At 46.1% G+C, this 20,129-nt stretch carries 14 protein-coding genes; 6 read left to right on the plus strand and 8 right to left on the minus strand.

Annotated features, from left to right (window positions below):
* Position 1: 1 nt before the first annotated feature.
* The 5 genes from ruvA to DN748_RS16250 all read right to left on the minus strand — a co-directional run bounded on the left by ruvA (position 2) and on the right by DN748_RS16250 (position 6,599).
* The gene (gene ruvA, locus DN748_RS16230; protein ID WP_112372880.1) at positions 2 to 583 is read right to left on the minus strand and encodes a Holliday junction branch migration protein RuvA; all 582 of its coding nucleotides are present in this window, start codon (positions 581 to 583) and stop codon (positions 2 to 4) included.
* A gap of 355 nt (positions 584 to 938) precedes the next feature.
* The gene (locus DN748_RS16235; protein ID WP_112372881.1) at positions 939 to 2,204 is read right to left on the minus strand and encodes a DUF4374 domain-containing protein; all 1,266 of its coding nucleotides are present in this window, start codon (positions 2,202 to 2,204) and stop codon (positions 939 to 941) included.
* A 25-nt stretch (positions 2,205 to 2,229) separates the two neighbouring features.
* On the minus strand, positions 2,230 to 4,587 hold the full coding sequence (locus tag DN748_RS16240; RefSeq protein WP_236636900.1) for a TonB-dependent receptor: 2,358 nt from the start codon (positions 4,585 to 4,587) through the stop codon (positions 2,230 to 2,232).
* Between the two features lie 120 nt (positions 4,588 to 4,707).
* On the minus strand, positions 4,708 to 6,291 hold the full coding sequence (locus DN748_RS16245; protein WP_112372882.1) for a PepSY-associated TM helix domain-containing protein: 1,584 nt from the start codon (positions 6,289 to 6,291) through the stop codon (positions 4,708 to 4,710).
* An 8-nt stretch (positions 6,292 to 6,299) separates the two neighbouring features.
* Positions 6,300 to 6,599 carry a hypothetical protein gene (locus DN748_RS16250; protein WP_112372883.1) on the minus strand — a complete coding sequence of 100 codons (300 nt, stop codon included), beginning with the start codon at positions 6,597 to 6,599 and terminating at the stop codon, positions 6,300 to 6,302.
* Between the two features lie 136 nt (positions 6,600 to 6,735).
* Here DN748_RS16250 and DN748_RS16255 point away from each other — a divergent pair, with 136 nt between their 5' ends.
* Positions 6,736 to 7,731: a helix-turn-helix transcriptional regulator gene (locus DN748_RS16255; RefSeq protein ID WP_112372884.1), complete on the plus strand. Its 996-nt coding sequence runs from the start codon at positions 6,736 to 6,738 to the stop codon at positions 7,729 to 7,731.
* Positions 7,732 to 7,734: 3 nt separating this feature from the next.
* Here the strand turns inward: DN748_RS16255 and cysN are convergent, their stop codons facing one another.
* From cysN to DN748_RS16270, 3 genes are all read right to left on the minus strand, one after another.
* Positions 7,735 to 9,018: a sulfate adenylyltransferase subunit CysN gene (gene cysN / locus DN748_RS16260; RefSeq protein ID WP_262511162.1), complete on the minus strand. Its 1,284-nt coding sequence runs from the start codon at positions 9,016 to 9,018 to the stop codon at positions 7,735 to 7,737.
* Positions 9,011 to 9,952 (minus strand): sulfate adenylyltransferase subunit CysD, encoded by a 942-nt coding sequence (gene cysD / locus DN748_RS16265; protein WP_112372886.1) that lies wholly within the window; start codon positions 9,950 to 9,952, stop codon positions 9,011 to 9,013. Before cysD ends, cysN begins: the two co-directional genes overlap by 8 nt.
* Positions 9,953 to 10,176: 224 nt before the next feature.
* Positions 10,177 to 11,226: a LacI family DNA-binding transcriptional regulator gene (locus tag DN748_RS16270; RefSeq protein ID WP_161554588.1), complete on the minus strand. Its 1,050-nt coding sequence runs from the start codon at positions 11,224 to 11,226 to the stop codon at positions 10,177 to 10,179.
* Between the two features lie 480 nt (positions 11,227 to 11,706).
* Here DN748_RS16270 and DN748_RS16275 point away from each other — a divergent pair, with 480 nt between their 5' ends.
* From DN748_RS16275 to DN748_RS16295, 5 genes are all read left to right on the plus strand, one after another.
* Positions 11,707 to 14,910: a SusC/RagA family TonB-linked outer membrane protein gene (locus DN748_RS16275; protein WP_112372888.1), complete on the plus strand. Its 3,204-nt coding sequence runs from the start codon at positions 11,707 to 11,709 to the stop codon at positions 14,908 to 14,910.
* 11 nt (positions 14,911 to 14,921) lie between these two features.
* Positions 14,922 to 16,394, plus strand: coding sequence for a RagB/SusD family nutrient uptake outer membrane protein (locus DN748_RS16280; RefSeq protein WP_112372889.1), 1,473 nt, complete (start codon positions 14,922 to 14,924; stop codon positions 16,392 to 16,394).
* A gap of 22 nt (positions 16,395 to 16,416) precedes the next feature.
* Positions 16,417 to 17,796: a DUF4832 domain-containing protein gene (locus tag DN748_RS16285; RefSeq protein ID WP_112372890.1), complete on the plus strand. Its 1,380-nt coding sequence runs from the start codon at positions 16,417 to 16,419 to the stop codon at positions 17,794 to 17,796.
* A gap of 23 nt (positions 17,797 to 17,819) precedes the next feature.
* Positions 17,820 to 18,683, plus strand: a complete 864-nt coding sequence (locus tag DN748_RS16290; RefSeq protein WP_146746631.1) for a PKD domain-containing protein — start codon at positions 17,820 to 17,822, stop codon at positions 18,681 to 18,683.
* A 141-nt stretch (positions 18,684 to 18,824) separates the two neighbouring features.
* The gene (locus tag DN748_RS16295; RefSeq protein ID WP_236636902.1) at positions 18,825 to 19,931 is read left to right on the plus strand and encodes an acyltransferase family protein; all 1,107 of its coding nucleotides are present in this window, start codon (positions 18,825 to 18,827) and stop codon (positions 19,929 to 19,931) included.
* Positions 19,932 to 20,129 lie beyond the last annotated feature (198 nt).

Here is a 20,129-nt window from a genome sequence, read left to right on the forward strand (position 1 = left end):
CCTATAGCATTTTAAGCGCATTTTTGATGATCTCCTCTACACTTAAATCCGGTGTTTTCCCGGTAATTTTCGCTATGACCTTTTCGGATTGTTTTCTGGTAAACCCCAAAACCTCCAAAGCGGATAGTGCCTCTTCACCATTATTGTGCTGCCGAGGTACAGCATTTGCTTCCAGGTCATAAATTTTAAGTACCTTATCTTTCAGGTCGAGTATCACCCGTTGCGCTGTTTTGGCCCCTATGCCCTTTACACTCTGTATGGAGGAAACGTCATTAGAAGCTATGGCATCTCTTATCTGTCCCGGGGTTAAAGAAGAAAGCATGGTACGCGCCGTGCCCGTACCTATACCCGAAACCGAAATCAGCAGCCGGAAAATATCGCGTTCATACCGGTCGGCAAAACCGAACAGCGTATGTGCGTCTTCACGTACATGGAGATGGGTGTAAAGTTTCAGGTTTTCTTCACTGGTTATTTGGGAATAGGTATGCAAGGATATATTGAGAAAATATCCTATGCCGTTGCAATCGATAACGACATGTGTAGGGTTTTTCTCGGTTAGTCTTCCTTGAATATGCGTAATCATAGGTATCCGGTTAGCTGTCCAAATGTAATAAATTATTTCTCAAAAGCAGCATTAAACCTTTCTTCTGCCGGGAAGATATACTCAAATTCCCGTATTTGCCGGAATATTGACGAAAAACGGCCTGTTTATACCATAAAACGGATAACCCGCATACCATTATCCGTATTCCCGTACCGCTAAACGACTCATGTTTTTTCAGACAGCTTTGTTTACGGTACATTCACCAGGCCCTTCCGGTTTCCGGACCATCAGCCTGTTCTGCATAAAAAAGAGCAAGGTCCTGTAAAAAAACGCTTCTTTACAAAACCTTGCTCCCGGTAATAGTTCCCGATACACTTGATCAGGACAGGTCATATTATTCGGCAGGATCGAGCCTGCTTATGGTAGTAATGGTACCCTGCTCCACCTGTAACCCTCTTGTGGCAGTGGCACTGGCAATATCTATATTGTAGATATAGCTTGCTCCTGCTTTGTCAGTAATCCCGGTGCTTACCGTTGCCCCTCCGTCAGAAACATAGTTATTCATATTGGTAAACACCTCTATATCATCCGGTTCGGGAAGCCCGGAAACAGGAGTTACTGTTTTATTATAGGCATCAATAACCCCGTATTTCACCCCTGATGACGAGGCCTTATCCACCCCGAATATCCCCAGGAATTTTCCGTTACCCGCATATACGTGGTCTGTGATGTACAGTCCGCCCGTGGCTTCTTCCAGGTCAAAATAATACTCCTGGTCAAACTCAGTGGTCCCATTCTTTATCCGGGTTACGGCAGAGGGCTTGGTACTGCTGAGCTCACCCCCGGTAGTAGCAGTAGCCGAAGAGAAGGCATAGGCGTCTCCCTTTTCATCAACCGTAAGTCCGTTGGTAAAATAACTCCCGATCGCACTGGTCCGGTCGTCACGGATCACTTTTTCCAGTTCCATCTCCGGATAGGAATATACGGCAATATTGGCCTCATCCGGGTATTCCGTACCCCAGGCATCGTTACAGCAGCCTTTCATGGTAAAATAGGGAAGATAGACCTTATTGCCCACCTGGGTGATCCATGAGAAAAATGCGAGTTCCCCGTTTTCCGTGTCAGCGAGTTTCTGAGTGTCGATAACCCCTTCGTCGACGATACCGATACTCTCCTTGTCGCTGATATCCAGCCGATACCAATACGCATAAGGCTCTGTAGCATTCCTGGATATCTTGATCATTAATATATCGTCATTGACCACCGCAAAAGCCTGTACGGTTTCCGACTGAAAGTTTGTCAATTTCTCCAGTTCTCCCTCGGCATTGAGCTCATAAGCCGTTACCGCACCGGGGTTGCCCTGGCCATACAACATACTAAAAAACATATTGTTATGCGTCACGTAGTACCTCCAGGTCCCGTCCTGTTCAACACCATTTCCCCTGGTTGTGATGGTTCCCTGCCCGAGGTCGTCAGCGGTAAGGAGATAATCGGCCACCGCTTCGGAAACCTGTGGCGTAGCCGCGATAATATATTTGGATTCTCCGGAAGTTCCTCCTCCGTTATCACCACCGTCACCGTTGTCATCACTGCTACACCCTACCAGGGAAACAGCTATGCTCATGGTAAAAAGGCCAAAAAAATAAGATGTACTTTTCATAGTATAGTATTTGTCATTTAATAAATTAGAGAATTGTGTATTTTATCTTGGCTGAAAAACTCCTTCCCGGTTTTTGCAAGCTGAAATTGTCATAGAGGTTCTTGTCCAGTATATTCCTGCATTCCAGGGTAAATTGCAGTTTATTGTTATAGGTATAGGTCACATTCAGGTCGTGGGAAATCTGTTCGGGTATCCCTCTTTTAGTGCTTTTGGTACCGAGACTGGGCCAGAAAAGATAGAAGGAATCCACGTACAGCAGGTTATAGCCCAGGCTAAGGGTGTTGCCTTTTCCCCATACATCGGGAACGGTATAAGTGACATCCGCATTTCCATACAGATAAGGGATATTCGGGATACGGTCTCCGTACGTATCTTCATCCTTCGAATTGTTTTTCAGGTCGAGGTAGGTGATGTTCATCCCTGCCATCAGACGGTTTCCGTACTGATAGCGGATCTCGCCTTCCAGCCCTGTATTCTTCACTTTTCCCAGGTTGTCTTTCGTCTGCATTTCTTCATTGGTCTGTAACCTGGTACGGATAAAGTCGTTGGCATCCCTGTAGAAGCCATTGACAGCAAAATAAAGCCTGTGCTGCGGTCTGAGCTGCCACCAGTATCCGACTCCAAGATTGTAATTATAGCTCTCTTCGGGCCGGAGGTTGAGGTTACCCGCCAGATTGATGAGGTCTCCGAACAATTCCTCATTTCCGGGAAGGCGGTACGCCCTTTCGTAAGAGACCTTGAACTGCAGGTCCTCATTCAGGAACCAGGTGCCGGCCACGCCATAGCCCAGGTGATTGTAATTTTTGGTGGCTTTTACATACCTTAATTCTTCATTATTGCTACCTCCGATCCGGGTAGAAAACTTATTTTCCTGGAAGTACTGTTTTCCGAACACGGTGAGATTCCAGCTATCTGAAACAAACTGGTATCCCAGCCCTACTATGTTCTTCAGTGTTTTCTGTGGCTGCTCGTATGATTCACTATCCTCTTCCAGCGTATTGTTCCCTTTGCGGTTAAAGGTGTTAAAGGTGCTGCTCAGCGTCAGTTTATGTGCCTTGCCGAACTTGTAGTCCCATACCGCATTGGCCAGCCCGTTGTGGTTCCTGAACTTATACAGTGAATACGAGCGTTCCCCGCCGGGAGTATCGTACTCCTTTTTTTGTCCCAGCCAGTTATAGTCCACATTCACCGTATCTATATTTTTCTCCTGCCCCAGGTTGTAATTGGCATTTAACCTGAAATCCAGCCCCCTGGCCAAAAAGTCTTTTTTCCTGTATTTCAAAGACGGCATGATAATATTTCCCTTCCTGTGCCATGCCCCGAACACACTTTCTACCCTGGCCCCGGTCTGTATTTCCTTATAGCTGTTGCCCAGGGTTATGCCGAAAAGCAATTCGTCGGCATAGGATTTCTGTACCACCCCTATATTGGCGATCACCGTTTCGTTGTGGTAGGTATCGTGAAACCTTCTCACGGTGCGTTTCGGATAGTACTTATTGGTCTCGAGGTCTACGGCCTGCACTTCCATCTTGTAATTATTATCGGAATAATTCTGATAGGCATTGAGTTGTGCGGTAAAGCCCGACTTTGCCACATATACCGCGTTGACCATAGACCTGTGAGTATTAAACGACCCATAGGAATAGGATGCATCTATATGGCTTTTTTTGTAGGTATTGGTTATGATATTTACGGCTCCCCCCAGGGCATCCGCACCCAAACCTACAGGCACCACGCCTTTGTAAACCTCGATCCGTTCCGCCAGGTTTATGGGGATGTTGTTCAGTTGGAAGGAAGACCCGATATCGTCCATTGGAATCCCGTCTATAAACAATTTCACCTGTTTGCCCCGGAAACCGTTGATCGAAAAATTCATTTCGGACCCCACACCTCCGCTTTCCCGCACGCGAATACCGGAAACCCTGTCGAGCGCATGCCCGAGATCCAGTGTGGTATGATGCAGCTTTTCAGCATCGACCACACTTACATTAAAAGCCTTTTCCTCGATCTTCCGGATCATATTCTTACCGGAAAGCACCACTTCCCGGAGTTCGTAAGGCGATTCTTCGAGGGTTATGCTGATCCTCTCCTGCCCGGACCCGACCTCTATCGTTCTCGACGCCGTTTTATACCCCATATACGATACCTCGAGGGTATAGGTGCCTTCTTCAAGAGACAGTTCAAAACCGCCCTTTTCACCGGTAACAACACCGATACCGGAATTGTGCACTGCTACGGTAGCCCCATAAATACCCTGTCCCGAAGGACCGGTTACCGTACCGCTGACCGATATTTTTCCCGATTGGGAGATCACGGCAAACGGTGTTAAAACACAGCACAGCACCAGCCATAACTTCAGGGTAATATTATCTGAGAAACTCACTTTAAAATTATTTTTATTTAGACTTAATATGTTTAAGTTTGCAAAAGTATTGCCCTATAATTCCCGGAGCCTACGTCAAACGGAGTTTTTTATACGCAAAACGGAATTAAATACACAAGCTTATGTCCCCGTTTTTTTTCTCATCTTCAGCAGCACCGCAAAAGCGATAACGGAAAGGGAGATCCAGAATATATCCACCACAAAGATCTGGGAGTATCCCGCAGACAGGGAAATCCAGGGCCAGTTACCTGTTTTGATCCCGGAGGCGACAGGTACCAGGAGTCCCAGGGCACCGCCCAGGAAAAGGGTAGCCCGGTTGGTGAACCCCGTATTTCTCTTCAGGAGCAGCAAGAGTGCCAGCACCAGCCAGCTCCAGAAAAATACGGTGTAAATAAACCCCTTCCTGTCATCGGGAAAATCATCGGCAAAGAGCTTGACAGTTATAAAGGTAAAGGCCGTTACCGGGTACATTCCGAGACATACAGCCATGTATATATGCACCAGCCAGGTATTGAAAGTGCGTTTGGAGGAGGACACATTTTTCTTATCCCTTGCCACCAGCCATATCATTACCCCGGAAAGGATGACAAAACAGGTGATAAACCCCAGTACCAGGTATATTATTTTCATGCCATACCCGCCGAAATCCCCGAAGTGAAGGCGTGCAAGCAGATTTGAGGAAGCCTGTATGTATGGGGTATCACCATAAGGGTCCTTTTCGTCTACCGCGATGTTATCACTCACCCGGTAGGTGACATACCCTCCTCCCGACAGGGCATCGTTATACGAAGGCACTCCCATGACTTTTACATGCATATTGGCATCGCCGTAGTTGATAAGCTGCATGCCGTTGATCTCCATATCCGGCCATTTGTCCCGGGCCTGTACGATATAGGTATTATAGGACACGGTCTTTTCCAGGGGTTTTCCCTCAAACGGATAGTCCGGTCTCTTTTCATACACCATACTCTCGTTCATTTTATCGGCATTCCCATCGAAGAGAAAGTCCTTCACCGGGGCGAGCATCACGGAATAGCCCACGATAAAGTACACCCCCGTAAACGCAAACATGAACTGGTACGGCAACCCGATCACCCCCAGGGCCACATGGGCATCGGTCCAGATGGTTTTCCACTTTGCCCCGGGACGGAAGACAAAGAAAGCCGATACGATCTTATTCCAGTGTACAATGATTCCCGTGACCACGGCAAAAAGAAACAGCAACGACACCAACCCGGCAAGATAATAACCCGATATACTGTAAAAATTCAACGGCGCGAAAAAATGCAGGCGGTAAAACAATTCTCCCATCGAATAATTCCCGGTGTAATCTCTCTTGGTGAATTCTTCGGTATCGAGATAGAAAAAGTTACGCCGCCGCCCTCCCTGCCGGGCTTCCTTTTGAAGGGTAGTATCTTTGGGAGGCGACATAAAAGTGGTTATCCTGCGTTCAAAAAAGCGCTGCGAAAAATTGATATCCCGGCTGTACAGCTGTGTTTCCGCTTCGAGCTGCTTCAGTGTACGGTCAAAATCTATACGCTCAAAATAGCCTTCCGCTATGGGTTCGTTACGTTCCCAGGCATTGATCTCATCCCTCAGAAAAGAAAGGGTACCCGTAAAAAATATAACATACAACAACACACTTATAATAATACCGCTGATGGTATGCGTGTGAAAAACAATATTGTAAACTCTCGGAGACATATGCAATCTTAAACCAATGGATTATTCATTTTACCGGCACAGGTTACCAGGGTAAGGAAAAGGGCAATCAGCAGATAAAGCCCCCATATTTTCCAGCCGTTCCTTGCCAGAAAAGCCGTGACCATGAGCCCGACCCATAAGATCCCCCCTGCGAAACGAAGTGTCATAAGTGCGTTGCCGGGGTCCAGCCATGCGGCAAAAGCCATAAAGAATGCTTCCGTAATCATATACCCTCCCAGGAAGCCTGCCGATATCTTTGCAAAGCGCTGTAAAGGAGAATGTGTAAGGTATTTTTTGTTTGGTGGCATCGAAAATATCAGAAATAATATTTATTTAGATTTAATACAAATAATTATCTTTGGACCGCAAAGGTAGGTATAACCTTCAAGCCAGAAAATACGCAAAAAGGAGAAAAACATACGCAAAAGGTAAAAAAGAGAGAAAATGCCGGAACTGCATATCGACATCGATGCCAGGGAACAGAACTCGTATAATTTCGGACGGCCCGAAGTAATCCCTCACCATAACGGCAACATATCTTTAACCCGCCATATTTTTGACGGGGTGCCCTGCAGGGGGTGGTTAAAGGAAATAGTACTGGAAGACTTCAAGCTCACCGTGGCCGACCTGACCATTTCGGAAAAATACCGCGTTCATTTCTCCTATGCCAGGCCGACGATGGAAATGTTTTTTGTATTACAGGGTTCATTCGACATGTATTTTGAATGTCAGCCTTCCTGTATTCATTTTACCCATCGTTCCCACAACCTGCTTTATACGCCCGGAACAAAAGGATATTTCGATACGGCTTCCACGAACCTCCGTTTTATCTGTATACAGCCGGAATCCCGTTTCCTGCAAAAGTTTCTGCCGGGAAGTATTATTGCTGACCATTTCCGGAAAAAAGTGAATAGAGACCAGCCCTGCTGCCTGGCAGACGGCAATTCCCCGATTACTCCGGATATGGATATTCTCCTGAACGATATCTTTAGCTGCCCTGTGCCTTCTTCCCTGCAGAAAACATTCCTGTATGCCAGAATGCTCGACCTTCTGGTACTTCAAACCAGGCAATACAGTGTACCGGAAACGGCAGCGGCAAAAGAATTTTCCCCAGCCGACAGGGAAAAAATAAACAGGGCCAGAAGCTATCTCTCCCTCAATTTCGGAAAAAAGATCACCCTGCCCGAGCTGGCAAAAAAAATAGGTACTAACGAATTTCTACTCAAAAACGGCTTCAGGACCCTGTTTGGCACTACTGTGTTCGGCTTTATACACGATCTCCGGATGAGCAGGGCCAGGCAATTGCTGCTGGAGCACAATTACACCATAAGCCAGGTTTCCGATATTACCGGTTATAAAAACCCGCAACACTTTTCCACGGCCTTCAAGAAAAAATTCGGGGTGGTGCCGAGCAGGGTAAAACGCATGAAAACGGAGTGACCCTTATACGATCATCCCTGCAGCCACGGTCTCGTTGGTCCCCTCATCGATAAGGATCAGGCTTCCCGTCGTGCGGTTGCCCCGGTATGAGTCGAACATCAGGGGTTTGGTGGTGCGTATTTTCACCTTGAGGATATCGTTCATCGCGATGTCCTTGTCTTCCTCATTACGTTCAAAGGTATTGATATCCACCTTATACACGATATCGCGTATCACGGCCTTTTGCTCGTTGGAGGTATGACGTATGGTATATTTCGCCCGGGGCCTGGCCGGGTCGGCATGCAGCCAGCACAGCATGACATCCAGTTCCTGTTCCATACGGGGTTTGTTATTGGTTCTCACGATCATGTCGCCCCTGCTGATATCAATATCGTCTTCCAGGGTGATGGATACCGACATGGGAGCAAAAGCCTCTCCCGGACTTTCGTCGAACGTATCTATCGATTTTATTGTAGAGGTCAGCCCGGACGGCAGGACGGTAACCTCATCGCCCTTCCTGAATATCCCACTGGCTATTCTTCCGGCATATCCCCTGTAATCGCGGTGTTCCTCACTTTGCGGACGCAACACGGTCTGTACCGGGAAACGCGCATCGATCTTATTGGTATCGCTGCTGATATGCATATTCTCGAGGGTATGCAACAGGGTTGCCCCTTCATACCAGGGCATATTTTCGGAACGGTTGACCACATTGTCCCCCAGAAGCGCACTGATAGGCCGGAAACGGATATCCTTTACTGCCAGTTTGGAGGAGAATGCTTCAAACTGCCGCACAATACTGTTAAACACTTCTTCCGAGAAATCTACCAGGTCCATTTTGTTTACACAAACTATAACATGCGGTATCTGCAGCAACGAGGCTATAAAAGCATGCCTTCTGGTCTGTTCTATAACACCGTGACGGGCATCTACCAGGATAATGGCGGCATTGGCCGTAGAAGCCCCGGTTACCATATTCCGGGTATACTGTATGTGCCCGGGAGTATCGGCGATAATAAATTTCCGTTTGGGTGTGGTAAAATAGCGATAGGCCACATCAATGGTAATCCCTTGTTCCCGCTCATCGCGGAGCCCGTCGGTAAAAAGGGCCAGATCCACCCCTTCGTGTCCTTTCCGCTTGCTGGTCGCTTCTATGGCCTCCAGCTGGTCTTCAAATATGGATTTCGAATCGTAGAGCAAACGCCCTATCAACGTACTCTTTCCGTCATCTACACTACCTGCAGTAGTGAATCTCAGTATCTGGCTGTTATCAAGTTGCATGATCTTCTTCTTTCTTTTATTAAAAATATCCCTGGCGTTTGCGGTCTTCCATAGCCGTTTCCGAACGTTTGTCATCCGAACGGTTTCCCCGTTCGGTCTGCCTCATGGCAGATACCTCATCGGCTATCTTCTCTACGGTATCGGCCTCCGACTCAATGCCCCCGGTAATGGTGATATCCCCGAGCGTACGGAAACGGATCCGTTTGGAAACGATCTCTTCGTGCTCCTCGAGTTTGAGGAATTCCGAATTGGGTATCCAGGAATTATTGCGCCATACCACTTCCCTCTGGTGGGCAAAATACAGCGAGGGGATATTGATCCCTTCCCTCTTGATATAGTTCCACACGTCCATCTCGGTCCAGTTGCTGATCGGGAAGGCACGGAAATGTTCTCCTTCGTAGTGTTTGCCGTTAAACAGGTTCCACAGTTCCGGACGCTGGTTTTTAGGGTCCCATTGCCCGAAATCGTCACGGTGCGAAAAGAAACGCTCCTTTGCCCTGGCCTTTTCCTCATCACGGCGGCCGCCTCCTATGGCGCAATCTATGCGATGTTCTTCTATGGCATCCAGCAGAGTAGTGATCTGAAGTGCATTACGGGTAGCATTCTTACCCCGTTCCTCAGCTACACGTCCGTTGTTTATGGATTCCTGTACCGAACCCACAATAAGCCGCACCCCGAGCTCGTCGATCAGCCTGTCCCGGAATTCCATCGTCTCCGGAAAATTGTGGCCCGTATCCACATGCATCAGCGCAAACGGGATCCTGGAAGGGTAAAATGCCTTTCGTGCCAGGTGAGTAACTACTATGGAATCTTTTCCCCCGGAAAACAATATTACCGGGTTCTGAAATTGTGCCCATACTTCGCGAAGCACGTAAATGGCCTCCGACTCCAGTTCATCCAGATAATTCAGGTAATACCCGTTCCTGGCCGTTTCACTTAACTCTAATTCCTTTTCCAACATCTTAATTAACTTTAACCGGTGCTTTTTAATAGTCTACAAAATTACTAGACTTTTGTAATAAACAAACAACTGTTTCGATTTTTTTTCATTTTCCGGTTAAATCCACAACATATAACACCGGGGAACAGGTCGCCTGAGCCCGGGATATTTGCGGAACGGGGCTTATTCGCATCCCGGTTTCCAGGTCCTGCCGTATTGCATTAACGGCGCAATACTCCCCCGGATTATTGCAGGTAATGGATGTAATTTTCCGAATTTATGATATCAATGGGCAGCAGTTTGCGGTCGGGTATCTGCTTGTCAAAGGCAAAGTATTCCGAGAGATAGCTCACGCCCAGGTAGGCCTGCTGCCTGGGATTCTGATGAATGAGAAAGTCGAGTGTTCCGGATTTCAGTGCATCGATGTTCTGTGTTATAAGATCGTATCCCACTACGGGAATATGCGCATGGGTCCCGGGAAGTGCCCCTTCCAGCAAATAACCTTTGGAGGTTGTCACAAACAAGCCGGAAACATCGGGATGCGCCTTGAAAAAATGCTGCATAGATTTACCGGCATTCCTGATATCCTTATGGGGCAGGGTATGGGTAACCACCTCCGAACCGTCGTTCAGTCCGCCGTAATAATCCCGGAACCCCTTTTCCTTTTCCTGCATGTGAATGGCATTCTGGAATGCTTCATCTACATGGATTACCGCCATTTTCCGGTCTCCACCCAACAGCTGGTGCAGCAACTTCCCGGCAATCCTTCCGCTTTGATGAAGATCCTGCCCTATAAAGCTGCTCGCCTGCCCTTCCTGCAGGTAACTGTTGAAGGTGGCCAGGGTGATGTCGTTGCGCTCACAGTCTCCGGCAAAAGCCAGGGCTTCCTGATAGAACAGCGGGACAAATACCACCCCGTCGGGCTTGTTTTTTAACACTTGCCGGCATTTGCTGTTAAAGCTTTTGATACTGGAAGGATCGAAAAAAGCAGTGTCGATCATGACACCGAAAGCCTGAAATTCATCCGATGCTGCGGTGATCCCTTCCAGGCAAGGAGCCCAATAGGGGTCCTTCGCAGGATCGGGCAGCAGTACGTAAAGCGTATAGGTCTTGTTTTTCTTCAGGTTCCTGGCCACCAGGTTCGGCTGATAATCGATCTCCTTGAGAATACGTGTTATCTTTTCATGGGCCTTTTTGGAAACCTTGCCACGCTTGTGAATAACCCGGTCTACCGTACCCTTGGAAATACCTGCCATGGCAGCGATATCGGCTATGGTGTATTTTTTTTTGCTCATCGCATACATTTATCATCCAAATATAAAAAATATTGTATTACTCCGCTCTTATATCCTCTTTCCGAGGTAGAAGGATAAAAATATCTTCCTGAAGCAACAGAAAAAATAATTTAAAGAAAGGAAATCCGCAAAGATCAACAACAAAGTGTGGTCGATAACATTTTTTTCAATGAAAATTTTGTTTTTTAAAAACCAAAGACTACATTAGCACAGAAATATTGTTATACATTTAACTTATTAACTAATAAAAACATATCATTTCACCCCGAAAACTGCCTTACAACACAGATTATACCTTACTTATTGAAAAATCCGGAATACGTTTCCGGACATAAATTACAAGTTTAATACAATAACTCTTTAAAAATTCACTCTATGCATTAAAACAAATAGCATTCGGTTTTTGCATAAAATGTGTGTTCGAACACACATTTTATACCACAACATAACAAACTCATATTAATCAAACTAACTCAAAACATGAAAATATCAAAACTCCGCTTTGGTCATGGCCTTCGCGACCGTGCAACGGTATTCTTTCTGTTGCTCGTATTACAGCCTTTTTCCCGCTCATACGGGACAAAAATCTTTTATCAGGAACGTGTGATATCCGGTGTGGTTACAGATGTGAATGATATTCCTCTTCCCGGAGCGTCGATAAGGGTAAAAGGGACGTCATCCGGAACCACTGCATCTTTTGACGGAGACTTTACCATTACGGTTCCGGACGGGTATAATACTCTGGTAATCTCTTACATGGGTTTTCTGACCAGGGAAATGGATATTACAGGCAATGACCGGATAACCATACGAATGGAAGAAGATACTCAAAGTCTGGATGAAGTCGTAGTCGTAGGATACGGGACCCAGAAAAAAAAGGATTTGGTAGGAGCCATTTCATCGGTAAAAAGTGAGGAACTGATCCTCGCCTCCACCCCTTCTGTCGGTCAGGCTCTACAGGGAAAAGTCTCAGGGCTGCAAATCGTACAGAACAGTGCCCAGCCTGGGGGAGGTTTGGACTTTCTCATCAGGGGTGCTGCTTCCATAAATGCAAGCAATCAGCCTCTCATCGTTGTCGACGGCTTTCCCATTACCGATTTCCAGCAACCGGATTCGGGAAACCGTTACGATGGGGGAACCCAGGGTATCCTCAACTCCTTTAACCCCAACGATATTGAATCCATAGATGTATTGAAAGATGCCAGCTCTACTGCAATATACGGGGCGCGGGCAGCAAACGGAGTTATCCTGATTACGACCAAAAAAGGGAAAGCCGGAAAGGTAAGTGTGGACTATTCTGCATCGTACTCGTTCCAGGATTATATCAATAATTATGAGGTTCTTCCATTACAAGAATGGATGCAACTCCGAAACGAAGCCACTTATGAGAGATGGGCTTTTCAAAACCGGGTAGCACCATATAGTGACCGGACCCTTGAGGAGGCTATCGCCGACCCCGTAAATGGTGTCCCTTTCAAAAGATATTATTCAGACGAAGAAATAGCCAATGCCGGAAAGGGGACTGACTGGCTGGGACTGGTAACCCGCGATGGCTCTATTCAGCAACACAACCTTTCCGTAAGGGGAGGTACTGAAAAAACGACTTACTTCCTTTCGGGAAATTTCTACGATCAGAAAGGAGTTATTAAAAACTCCGGCTTTGAAAGGTCTTCACTTCGGATCAATATTGACCATACACTCAATAAATATGTCAAATTCGGACTGAACCTGACAACCAGTACTATAAAGAATCAGAATTCACAACTCGGCGGGGACCAGTTCGAAAACTCTGGTATCATCCGGTCAGCCCTTCAGCAAAGTCCTTATATACCAGCTATTGATGAGAACGGAAATTACCCCATAAACCCGGATAATGCACTGGAACCCAATCCGTACTCGCTACTTACTGTTTCAGACGAAGGAAGTGTGGACAGGACTCTGGGAAATTTTTATGCGGAAGTAAAGCCCATTCCCGGACTTACGGCACGAATGCAGATCGGCTTCGACAAGGGTTTCAGTAGCCGGAACACCTATCTGCCCCGGACCACACTTCACGGAGCTCAGGAAAATGGAAGGGCAAGTATCGCCAATGGGAAAAAGAATGACAAGTTATTAGATCTCACTCTTAATTACAGTGTTGAGTTCGGGGAAGATCACAGCCTGAATCTCCTCGCAGGTTATTCCCGTCAAAAATATCATTCCGAAGGTTCTTCTTCAGGTAACAGCGATTTCCTGTCCGATGCCTTTTTATGGAACAATCTCAATGCAGGAGCCGGAACCAAAGTTGTCGGATCATATAAATCGGAAAACAATCTGGCCTCATTTTTCGGGCGTATAAACTACGTGTACAAAGACAGGTATATTTTTACTTCTACTTTCCGACGCGACGGATCCAGTGTTTTTTCAAAAAATAACAGATTCGGCTCATTTCCTTCGGTAGCTATAGGGTGGGATATTTCCAAAGAACCTTTTATGGAGGGGTGGAGCGATCAGGTTTCACAGTTTAAATTAAGGATCGGATACGGGGAAACTGGAAATGCGGACATCGGAGGCAATGCCAGGGCAGCCTACTATCCCCAGCCTTCCTGGCTGGACCCGGACGAGTCGATTCTCATAGGAGTTCTGGCCTCACGTCTTGAAAATCCGGATCTGAAATGGGAAACAACAAAAGAGATCAATGTTGGTCTGGATTTCGGTCTACTCGATCAGCGGATCAATGGTTCTGTCGAAGTGTTCAGTAAGGAAATATCCGACCTGCTCATGGAAAAACCCATAAATTCCTATCATGAAGTAAATATGGTATGGGCCAATATAGGAAAAACCCAGAGCAAGGGAGTGGAAGTAACATTGAATGCCGATATCATCCGTAAAGAAGATCTTATCTGGAGAAGCACCCTTACCTATTCCCGGTACAGGGACCGGTGGAAAGAAAGAGCCGAAGATTTTAAACCGGCCGTATATCAAAACGATCAGGATCCCATAAGAGCTCGTTACATGTATCTTTCCGATGGTATAATGCAGGAAGGCGAAGTTGTCGAAGCCCAGCCGGAGCTGCTTCCTGGAATGATCAAACTCAAGGACGTCAATGGTTTTGTGAGAGATGACGGAGGAGACCCGGTAGTAGACGAAAACGGTCGTTTTCTGAGGACCGGCGGACCGGATGGCAGGATAGACGAGGCCGATGTAGTGTTGCTGGGATCTACAGATCCTGATTTTATCGGGGGATTCAGCAATATGATCCGCTATAAAAACTTTGAGCTTAGTTTTAATTTTAACGGTATGTTTGGCCGTAAGATCATAGATCAGACCGATTTCACCTATGGTGTATCTGCAGAGGGTGTGGCAGCCAACGGACGCAATGCCCTCCGCGAAGTTCTGGACCGATGGACGCCGGAAAACCCATCTACCTCCAGACCGGCATCGCATTACGGTGATTCCCGTTACGATTCCGGAGATTTCTTTCTCCAGGATGCCTGGTTTATCCGCCTGCAGAATCTCTCGCTCTCCTACCGGATGCCCACTGAGTGGTTCGGAAAATATTTATCTGACGCCAGCATCCGGATAGGCGGACAAAACCTGTTTCTTATCACTCCTTACGACGGTATCGATCCGGAAACGGACGCCTATACCGCGGCATATCCCAACGTAAGATCATACACCATTGGAATCGACTTGAAATTTTAAAAATCAAACTCATGAATCGTATTACTATATCTATCCTTGCCGCTGCCACATTATTTTCGGCAGGTTGTAATCCCGACCTGAAATCATTGAATTACGATGAGATAAATCCCAGTATATTTCCAACCTCCGAAGCCGATGTAGAAGCTCTTGTCATCGGTGCCTATTACCCGCTTCGCGGATCGTGGAGTAACGGGATTCACTCTACCTCGGAAAACGGTTTGATGTTCGTACTGGATGCCACTACCGAAATACTTCAGGGAGCCTACGGGATACAACAGGATGCCAGTCTTCACCGGTATGACCCCACCACAACCGGAATCACCCGGTTTTATGATACTTTTTATAACAAGATAAGTTCGATGACACTCAGTATTGACAGAATAACCAATTCTGAGGTCAACGACAATATCAAAAAGCAGGGTATTGCCGAGATCCGTTGCGCCCGGGGATTACTGGCTTATGAACTGTTCGACTTATACGGCCCTATCGTAGTAGCGCCCCTGGAAGTCCTGCAAAATCCATTAGTTGAAGAACCTCTGCCCAGGCTCTCACATGAAGAAATGGTCAGCTTTATAGAGGAGGACCTCCTCGCTGCCGCAGAAGACCTTCCCGCCCCTGAAGATGCTGTTTACGGGCGTTTCAGCAAGGGTTTGGCCCATATGATCCTCATAAGATTGTATCTTCATGAAAAACGATGGAACGATGTCCTTACCCAAGCCAATGCCATCATGGAGATGAATTATTACGATCTGGAAGATGATTACGTAAGCTTATGGGATGTCGAGGCCCCCACAAAAAGCAGGGAAGTGATCTGGGCCATTCCCGCAGACTACGCAGGAACTTCCGAAAACCAATGGCAGATGATGGTATTGCCGAATAATTTTCCCGGCAGAGGAGGGTACGGTACTATACAGAGCTCCTGGAAATTCTACGATACCTTCGAGGAAGGCGACATCCGAAAAACCTACCTTATTGCGGAATATGAAGGTACTGACGGAGTCGTATACAATAGAAGCAATCCCGGTAATTATATGCAACTCGGTCCATTACCTTTAAAGATAGCGACTGATGAAAGCAGAAATACTGCACTTACCACGGTAGACATTATCATGTATAGGTACGCCGATGTTTTACTTTCTAAAGCCGAGGCCCTGGTAAACGCAAACAGTACCGTTACGGAAGAAGCAATCGATCTTGTAAACATAGTAAGGGAAAGAGCCAATATAAGCCTTATAGAACTTGCCGATTACAATGACATCGAAAGTTTTAATGAAATGATATTACTGGAGCGGTCACATGAGTACTGGTGTGAGAACGGACAATACCGGGCCGATCTCATACGACACGAAAAATACGTAGAGCACGCTGACGATCTCAACGGTGTTGCCAGCGAAAGTGCCGAATACAAAACAGTATTCCCGTTTTCGTTAGAACGGATATCCGAAGGGAAAGGGCAATTCAAACAAAACCCTCATTACAATTAACCATCCTCAAAACATCTGAAAAATGAAAAAGCATTTTATCTCATATTTATTGACATTGATCCTCTGTATGGGGCTTACATCAAGCTGTAGCAGTAATAATGGCGATTCCGGTGATGACGGCCAGGGGGGAGACGGAGACAAACAAAAAATAAGCTACTCCGTTTCCCAAGATATTATCAGCAACCCCGAGCGCGGTTTTATGCACTCCTGGCAGGTGAATTCTGAAGGTCCTCCTGTTGACAAAAGCGCCCTGGAGAGTCTGAAAGACAAAAATGTAACCTTGATACTTCGATTGTACTATCTCGAGAAATTCAAGAATACTTCCCTGAGTACGGAAGAACTGAATCTTATGGAAGAAGACATGTCCCGTATCAGGGAAGCCGGAATAAAATGCGTGTTACGCTTTGCCTACACCGACAATCAGGAAGGCAGCGATGCCCCGCTTGACATTATAGAAACACATCTTGACCAGCTTAAGCCATTCTTCGAAAATAATCAGGACGTTATTGCATTCGTACAGGCAGGTTTTATCGGAGCCTGGGGTGAATGGTATTTTTCTTCTAATGGCCTGGCCACTACCGAAAACAGGAAAGCTGTTCTGGAAAAAATGCTGGAGGTCATTCCGGAAAACATTAAAATACAAGTGAGGACCCCTCTTTACAAACAGCATATCTTCGAATACAGCGAGGCTATGAATGCCGAGACGGGTTATGGTGTTTCCGATATCGCCCGCGTAGGTTTCCACAACGATTGTTTCCTCGCCAGCAGTAATGATTACGGCACCTATGAGGACGTCGAAACGGAAAAAGCATACATCAGTAAAGAAGCTCTTTTCGTTCCGACCGGAGGAGAAACCTGCCCGCCTACTGACGTGGGGCCCGCCGACTGCAATACGGCTGAAACCGAAATGAAACTGCTCAAATGGACCTACTTGAATCTCGATTATTATGGCCCTGTTCTCAACGGGTGGAGAAATGCAGACTGCTTTGATGATTTTCAACGAAAACTCGGGTACAGACTTGTCTTCAGGGAAACGGAACTCGACAAGGAAGTGTCGGAAAGCTTCAATCTGAACCTGCGAATAGAGAATCTTGGATTTGCCCCGGTGTACAGTAAAAAAAAGAGCTTTCTGATACTCAGGTCGGTCACGGACGATACAGTAATAAAAAAAGAACTTGAGACTGATGTTCGCAAAATCATTCCGGGAAACACTTATGACCTGTCAGAAAAGATCAATATTTCCAACATCCCTTCCGGAGATTACGAATTACTGCTGGAAATTACAGACCACTCCGAAAGCCTGCAGGATCGGCCGGAATATCATATAAGAATGGCCAATACGGATACCTGGGAAGCGGATAGCGGATATAACAGGATAGGTCATACCATTATCGTAAAATAGCAGCTAACATCAAATCAACTACAATGAAAAATTTAAAAATATTAAGCCTTACCGTCGTAATGGCAACGCTGTTCGGTTGTTCTGACGATGACAGCTCCGGAACAAATGCCAATGCTCCCGTCGCTGATTTTTCTTTTACCAGTAATGAGAGTACTTTCTCGTTTACCAATCTCTCCGAAAATGCCAGTAGTTACCGCTGGGATTTCGGAGATCTCAAATTCTATTCCTATGAAGAAAACCCGGTATACACCTATGCCATTGGTGGCGAAATACCCGTCTCTCTCACCGTATTCAATGATTCCGGGGAATCTGACATGATCACCAAGACCATTCAGGCTCCCGAAATAATTATCATAGATATCAAAATTGACGGGGAATTCGACGAATGGGAAGATGTTGAGGTTGCCGCTGAAAAAGCCGAAGAAGGCGGCTCTGTTCAAAAAATGAAATTCTGGGCCGGGGAAACCCATCTCAATTTTTATTTCGAAGGCAATACCAACATGCAGCTGGCTATCGTTGACATGTACATTAACAGTGACGGAGAAGCTACCACAGGTTTCCTGAGTTCAGACTGGCCCGAAAATTCCGGTGCCGATTATCTTTTCGAAGGCCCTGTAGTAAACAACGGAGGCGGATCTTTCTATGAGCATGCCGACCCGAACGGAGGCTGGGCCTGGAACCCTATCGCCGGATCAGCTTCCAATCTCATGGTATCGGGCATTGTGCCGATCGATGAAAACACAAATGCCATAGAATTCAGTATTCCGAAATCTCAATTCGGCAGTCTGGGAAAAAACATAGGATTCGCCATCACCGAACTCAACGAAGGATGGGGATTGGTTGGCAATTTTCCGGAAGGGGGATCCTTTATTCTTCTGGACTTGTAGAACGTATTGCAAATACCCGGTATATTAAGGCAGAAACAGCCGTATTATGCCGGGTTTGGTTCTTATATAATCACTATCTTTTCGGGATAAAACCGGAAGAACCGTCTCATCTATCTGTGTAACCCTCTAACTGATACAAACATGCAACCACACCAGGAACAGAAACCTGCAAGACTATACTCCCTTGATGTATTCAGAGGAGCTACCATGTTTTTACTTATTGCCGAAGCTGCCGGTTTTCACGAGCACTTTTATGAATTGACCAAAAACACTGTCTTTAGCGGGATGTCAGAACAGCTCATTCACCACCCGTGGCACGGACTGCGTTTCTGGGATCTTATTCAGCCCTTTTTTATGTTTATTGTGGGAGTTGCCATGCCTTTTTCCCTGAGAAAGAGATTAGCCACAGGTTCGCAACAGGCGGTAACAAAACATATTCTGAAAAGATGTTTCCTTTTATTTCTGTTCGGGGTCCTGCTACACTGCGTTTATAGTCATACCCTGGTCTGGGAACTGTGGAATGTACTGGTTCAGCTCGCTTTTACCATTCTGATCGCCTATAGTATTATGAAACTCCCCTTAAAAGCACAGTGGGCCATCTCATTTGCCCTGTTACTGCTTACCGAAATGATGTACCGGATTTATAATCCTGGTGACCCGTATAGTCGGGGAGATAATTTCGGTACGTTTACCGATCTTCTCACTATGGGAAAAACCAACAGCGGGCATTGGGTGTTCATCAATTTTATCCCCACTGCATCTCATACGGTCTGGGGAGTGATCTGTGGTAAAATATTATTATCCCGTGAAAAAAAAGATAGTAACAAAATGATGTATTTTATCACTGCCGGACTGATCATCGTATGTGCAGGGCTTATTCTTGACCAGCTCAATATCACTCCTGTTATCAAAAGGATAGCCACCTCTTCTTTTACACTTATTTCGGGAGGAATCGCCATATGGGTACTAGCACTGTGCTACTGGAGTATCGATCTCAGGAAAAATCATAAAAAATGGCTGAGCATATTTGCCGTGGTCGGGACCAATTCCATTTTTATCTATCTCTTTTCCGAAACCGTAGGGATACAATGGTTCAGAGGATTCGGAATGATTTTCACGCAAGGCATACTGGCCCCGTTACTGCTATCTGAAAAAATCATCCTGGTTATCAATTCATTACTGGTTCTTTTTATGTTCTGGTATATTACTTACTTCCTGGATTCCAAAAAAATATACTTCAGGATATGAGTTTGTTCCAATGATTATCCTCCCTGTTTCAATATATACAGGTACAACATATTAAAATACCATGAAACATTAATTAAACATACCTAATCATTGCTGTCCCATTAAAATCTGAAAAAGTTCTTTGAAATATTTGAAATATAGTTAGTTATAGAGATTTTCCGGGCGAACGGACTTGAAAACATAGCTTAGCATCAGGTT

Source organism: Sinomicrobium soli (assembly GCF_003285545.1).
GTDB lineage: Bacteria > Bacteroidota > Bacteroidia > Flavobacteriales > Flavobacteriaceae > Sinomicrobium.

Excerpts from the sequence above, each read along its gene's own strand:
- ruvA (WP_112372880.1), bottom strand. The coding sequence starts at position 583 with ATGATTACGCATATTCAAGGAAGACTAACCGAGAAAAACCCTACACAT.
- DN748_RS16235 (WP_112372881.1), bottom strand. The coding sequence starts at position 2,204 with ATGAAAAGTACATCTTATTTTTTTGGCCTTTTTACCATGAGCATAGCT.
- DN748_RS16245 (WP_112372882.1), bottom strand. The coding sequence starts at position 6,291 with ATGTCTCCGAGAGTTTACAATATTGTTTTTCACACGCATACCATCAGC.
- DN748_RS16250 (WP_112372883.1), bottom strand. The coding sequence starts at position 6,599 with ATGCCACCAAACAAAAAATACCTTACACATTCTCCTTTACAGCGCTTT.
- DN748_RS16255 (WP_112372884.1), top strand. The coding sequence starts at position 6,736 with ATGCCGGAACTGCATATCGACATCGATGCCAGGGAACAGAACTCGTAT.
- cysD (WP_112372886.1), bottom strand. The coding sequence starts at position 9,952 with ATGTTGGAAAAGGAATTAGAGTTAAGTGAAACGGCCAGGAACGGGTAT.
- DN748_RS16270 (WP_161554588.1), bottom strand. The coding sequence starts at position 11,226 with ATGAGCAAAAAAAAATACACCATAGCCGATATCGCTGCCATGGCAGGT.
- DN748_RS16275 (WP_112372888.1), top strand. The coding sequence starts at position 11,707 with ATGAAAATATCAAAACTCCGCTTTGGTCATGGCCTTCGCGACCGTGCA.
- DN748_RS16280 (WP_112372889.1), top strand. The coding sequence starts at position 14,922 with ATGAATCGTATTACTATATCTATCCTTGCCGCTGCCACATTATTTTCG.
- DN748_RS16285 (WP_112372890.1), top strand. The coding sequence starts at position 16,417 with ATGAAAAAGCATTTTATCTCATATTTATTGACATTGATCCTCTGTATG.
- DN748_RS16290 (WP_146746631.1), top strand. The coding sequence starts at position 17,820 with ATGAAAAATTTAAAAATATTAAGCCTTACCGTCGTAATGGCAACGCTG.
- DN748_RS16295 (WP_236636902.1), top strand. The coding sequence starts at position 18,825 with ATGCAACCACACCAGGAACAGAAACCTGCAAGACTATACTCCCTTGAT.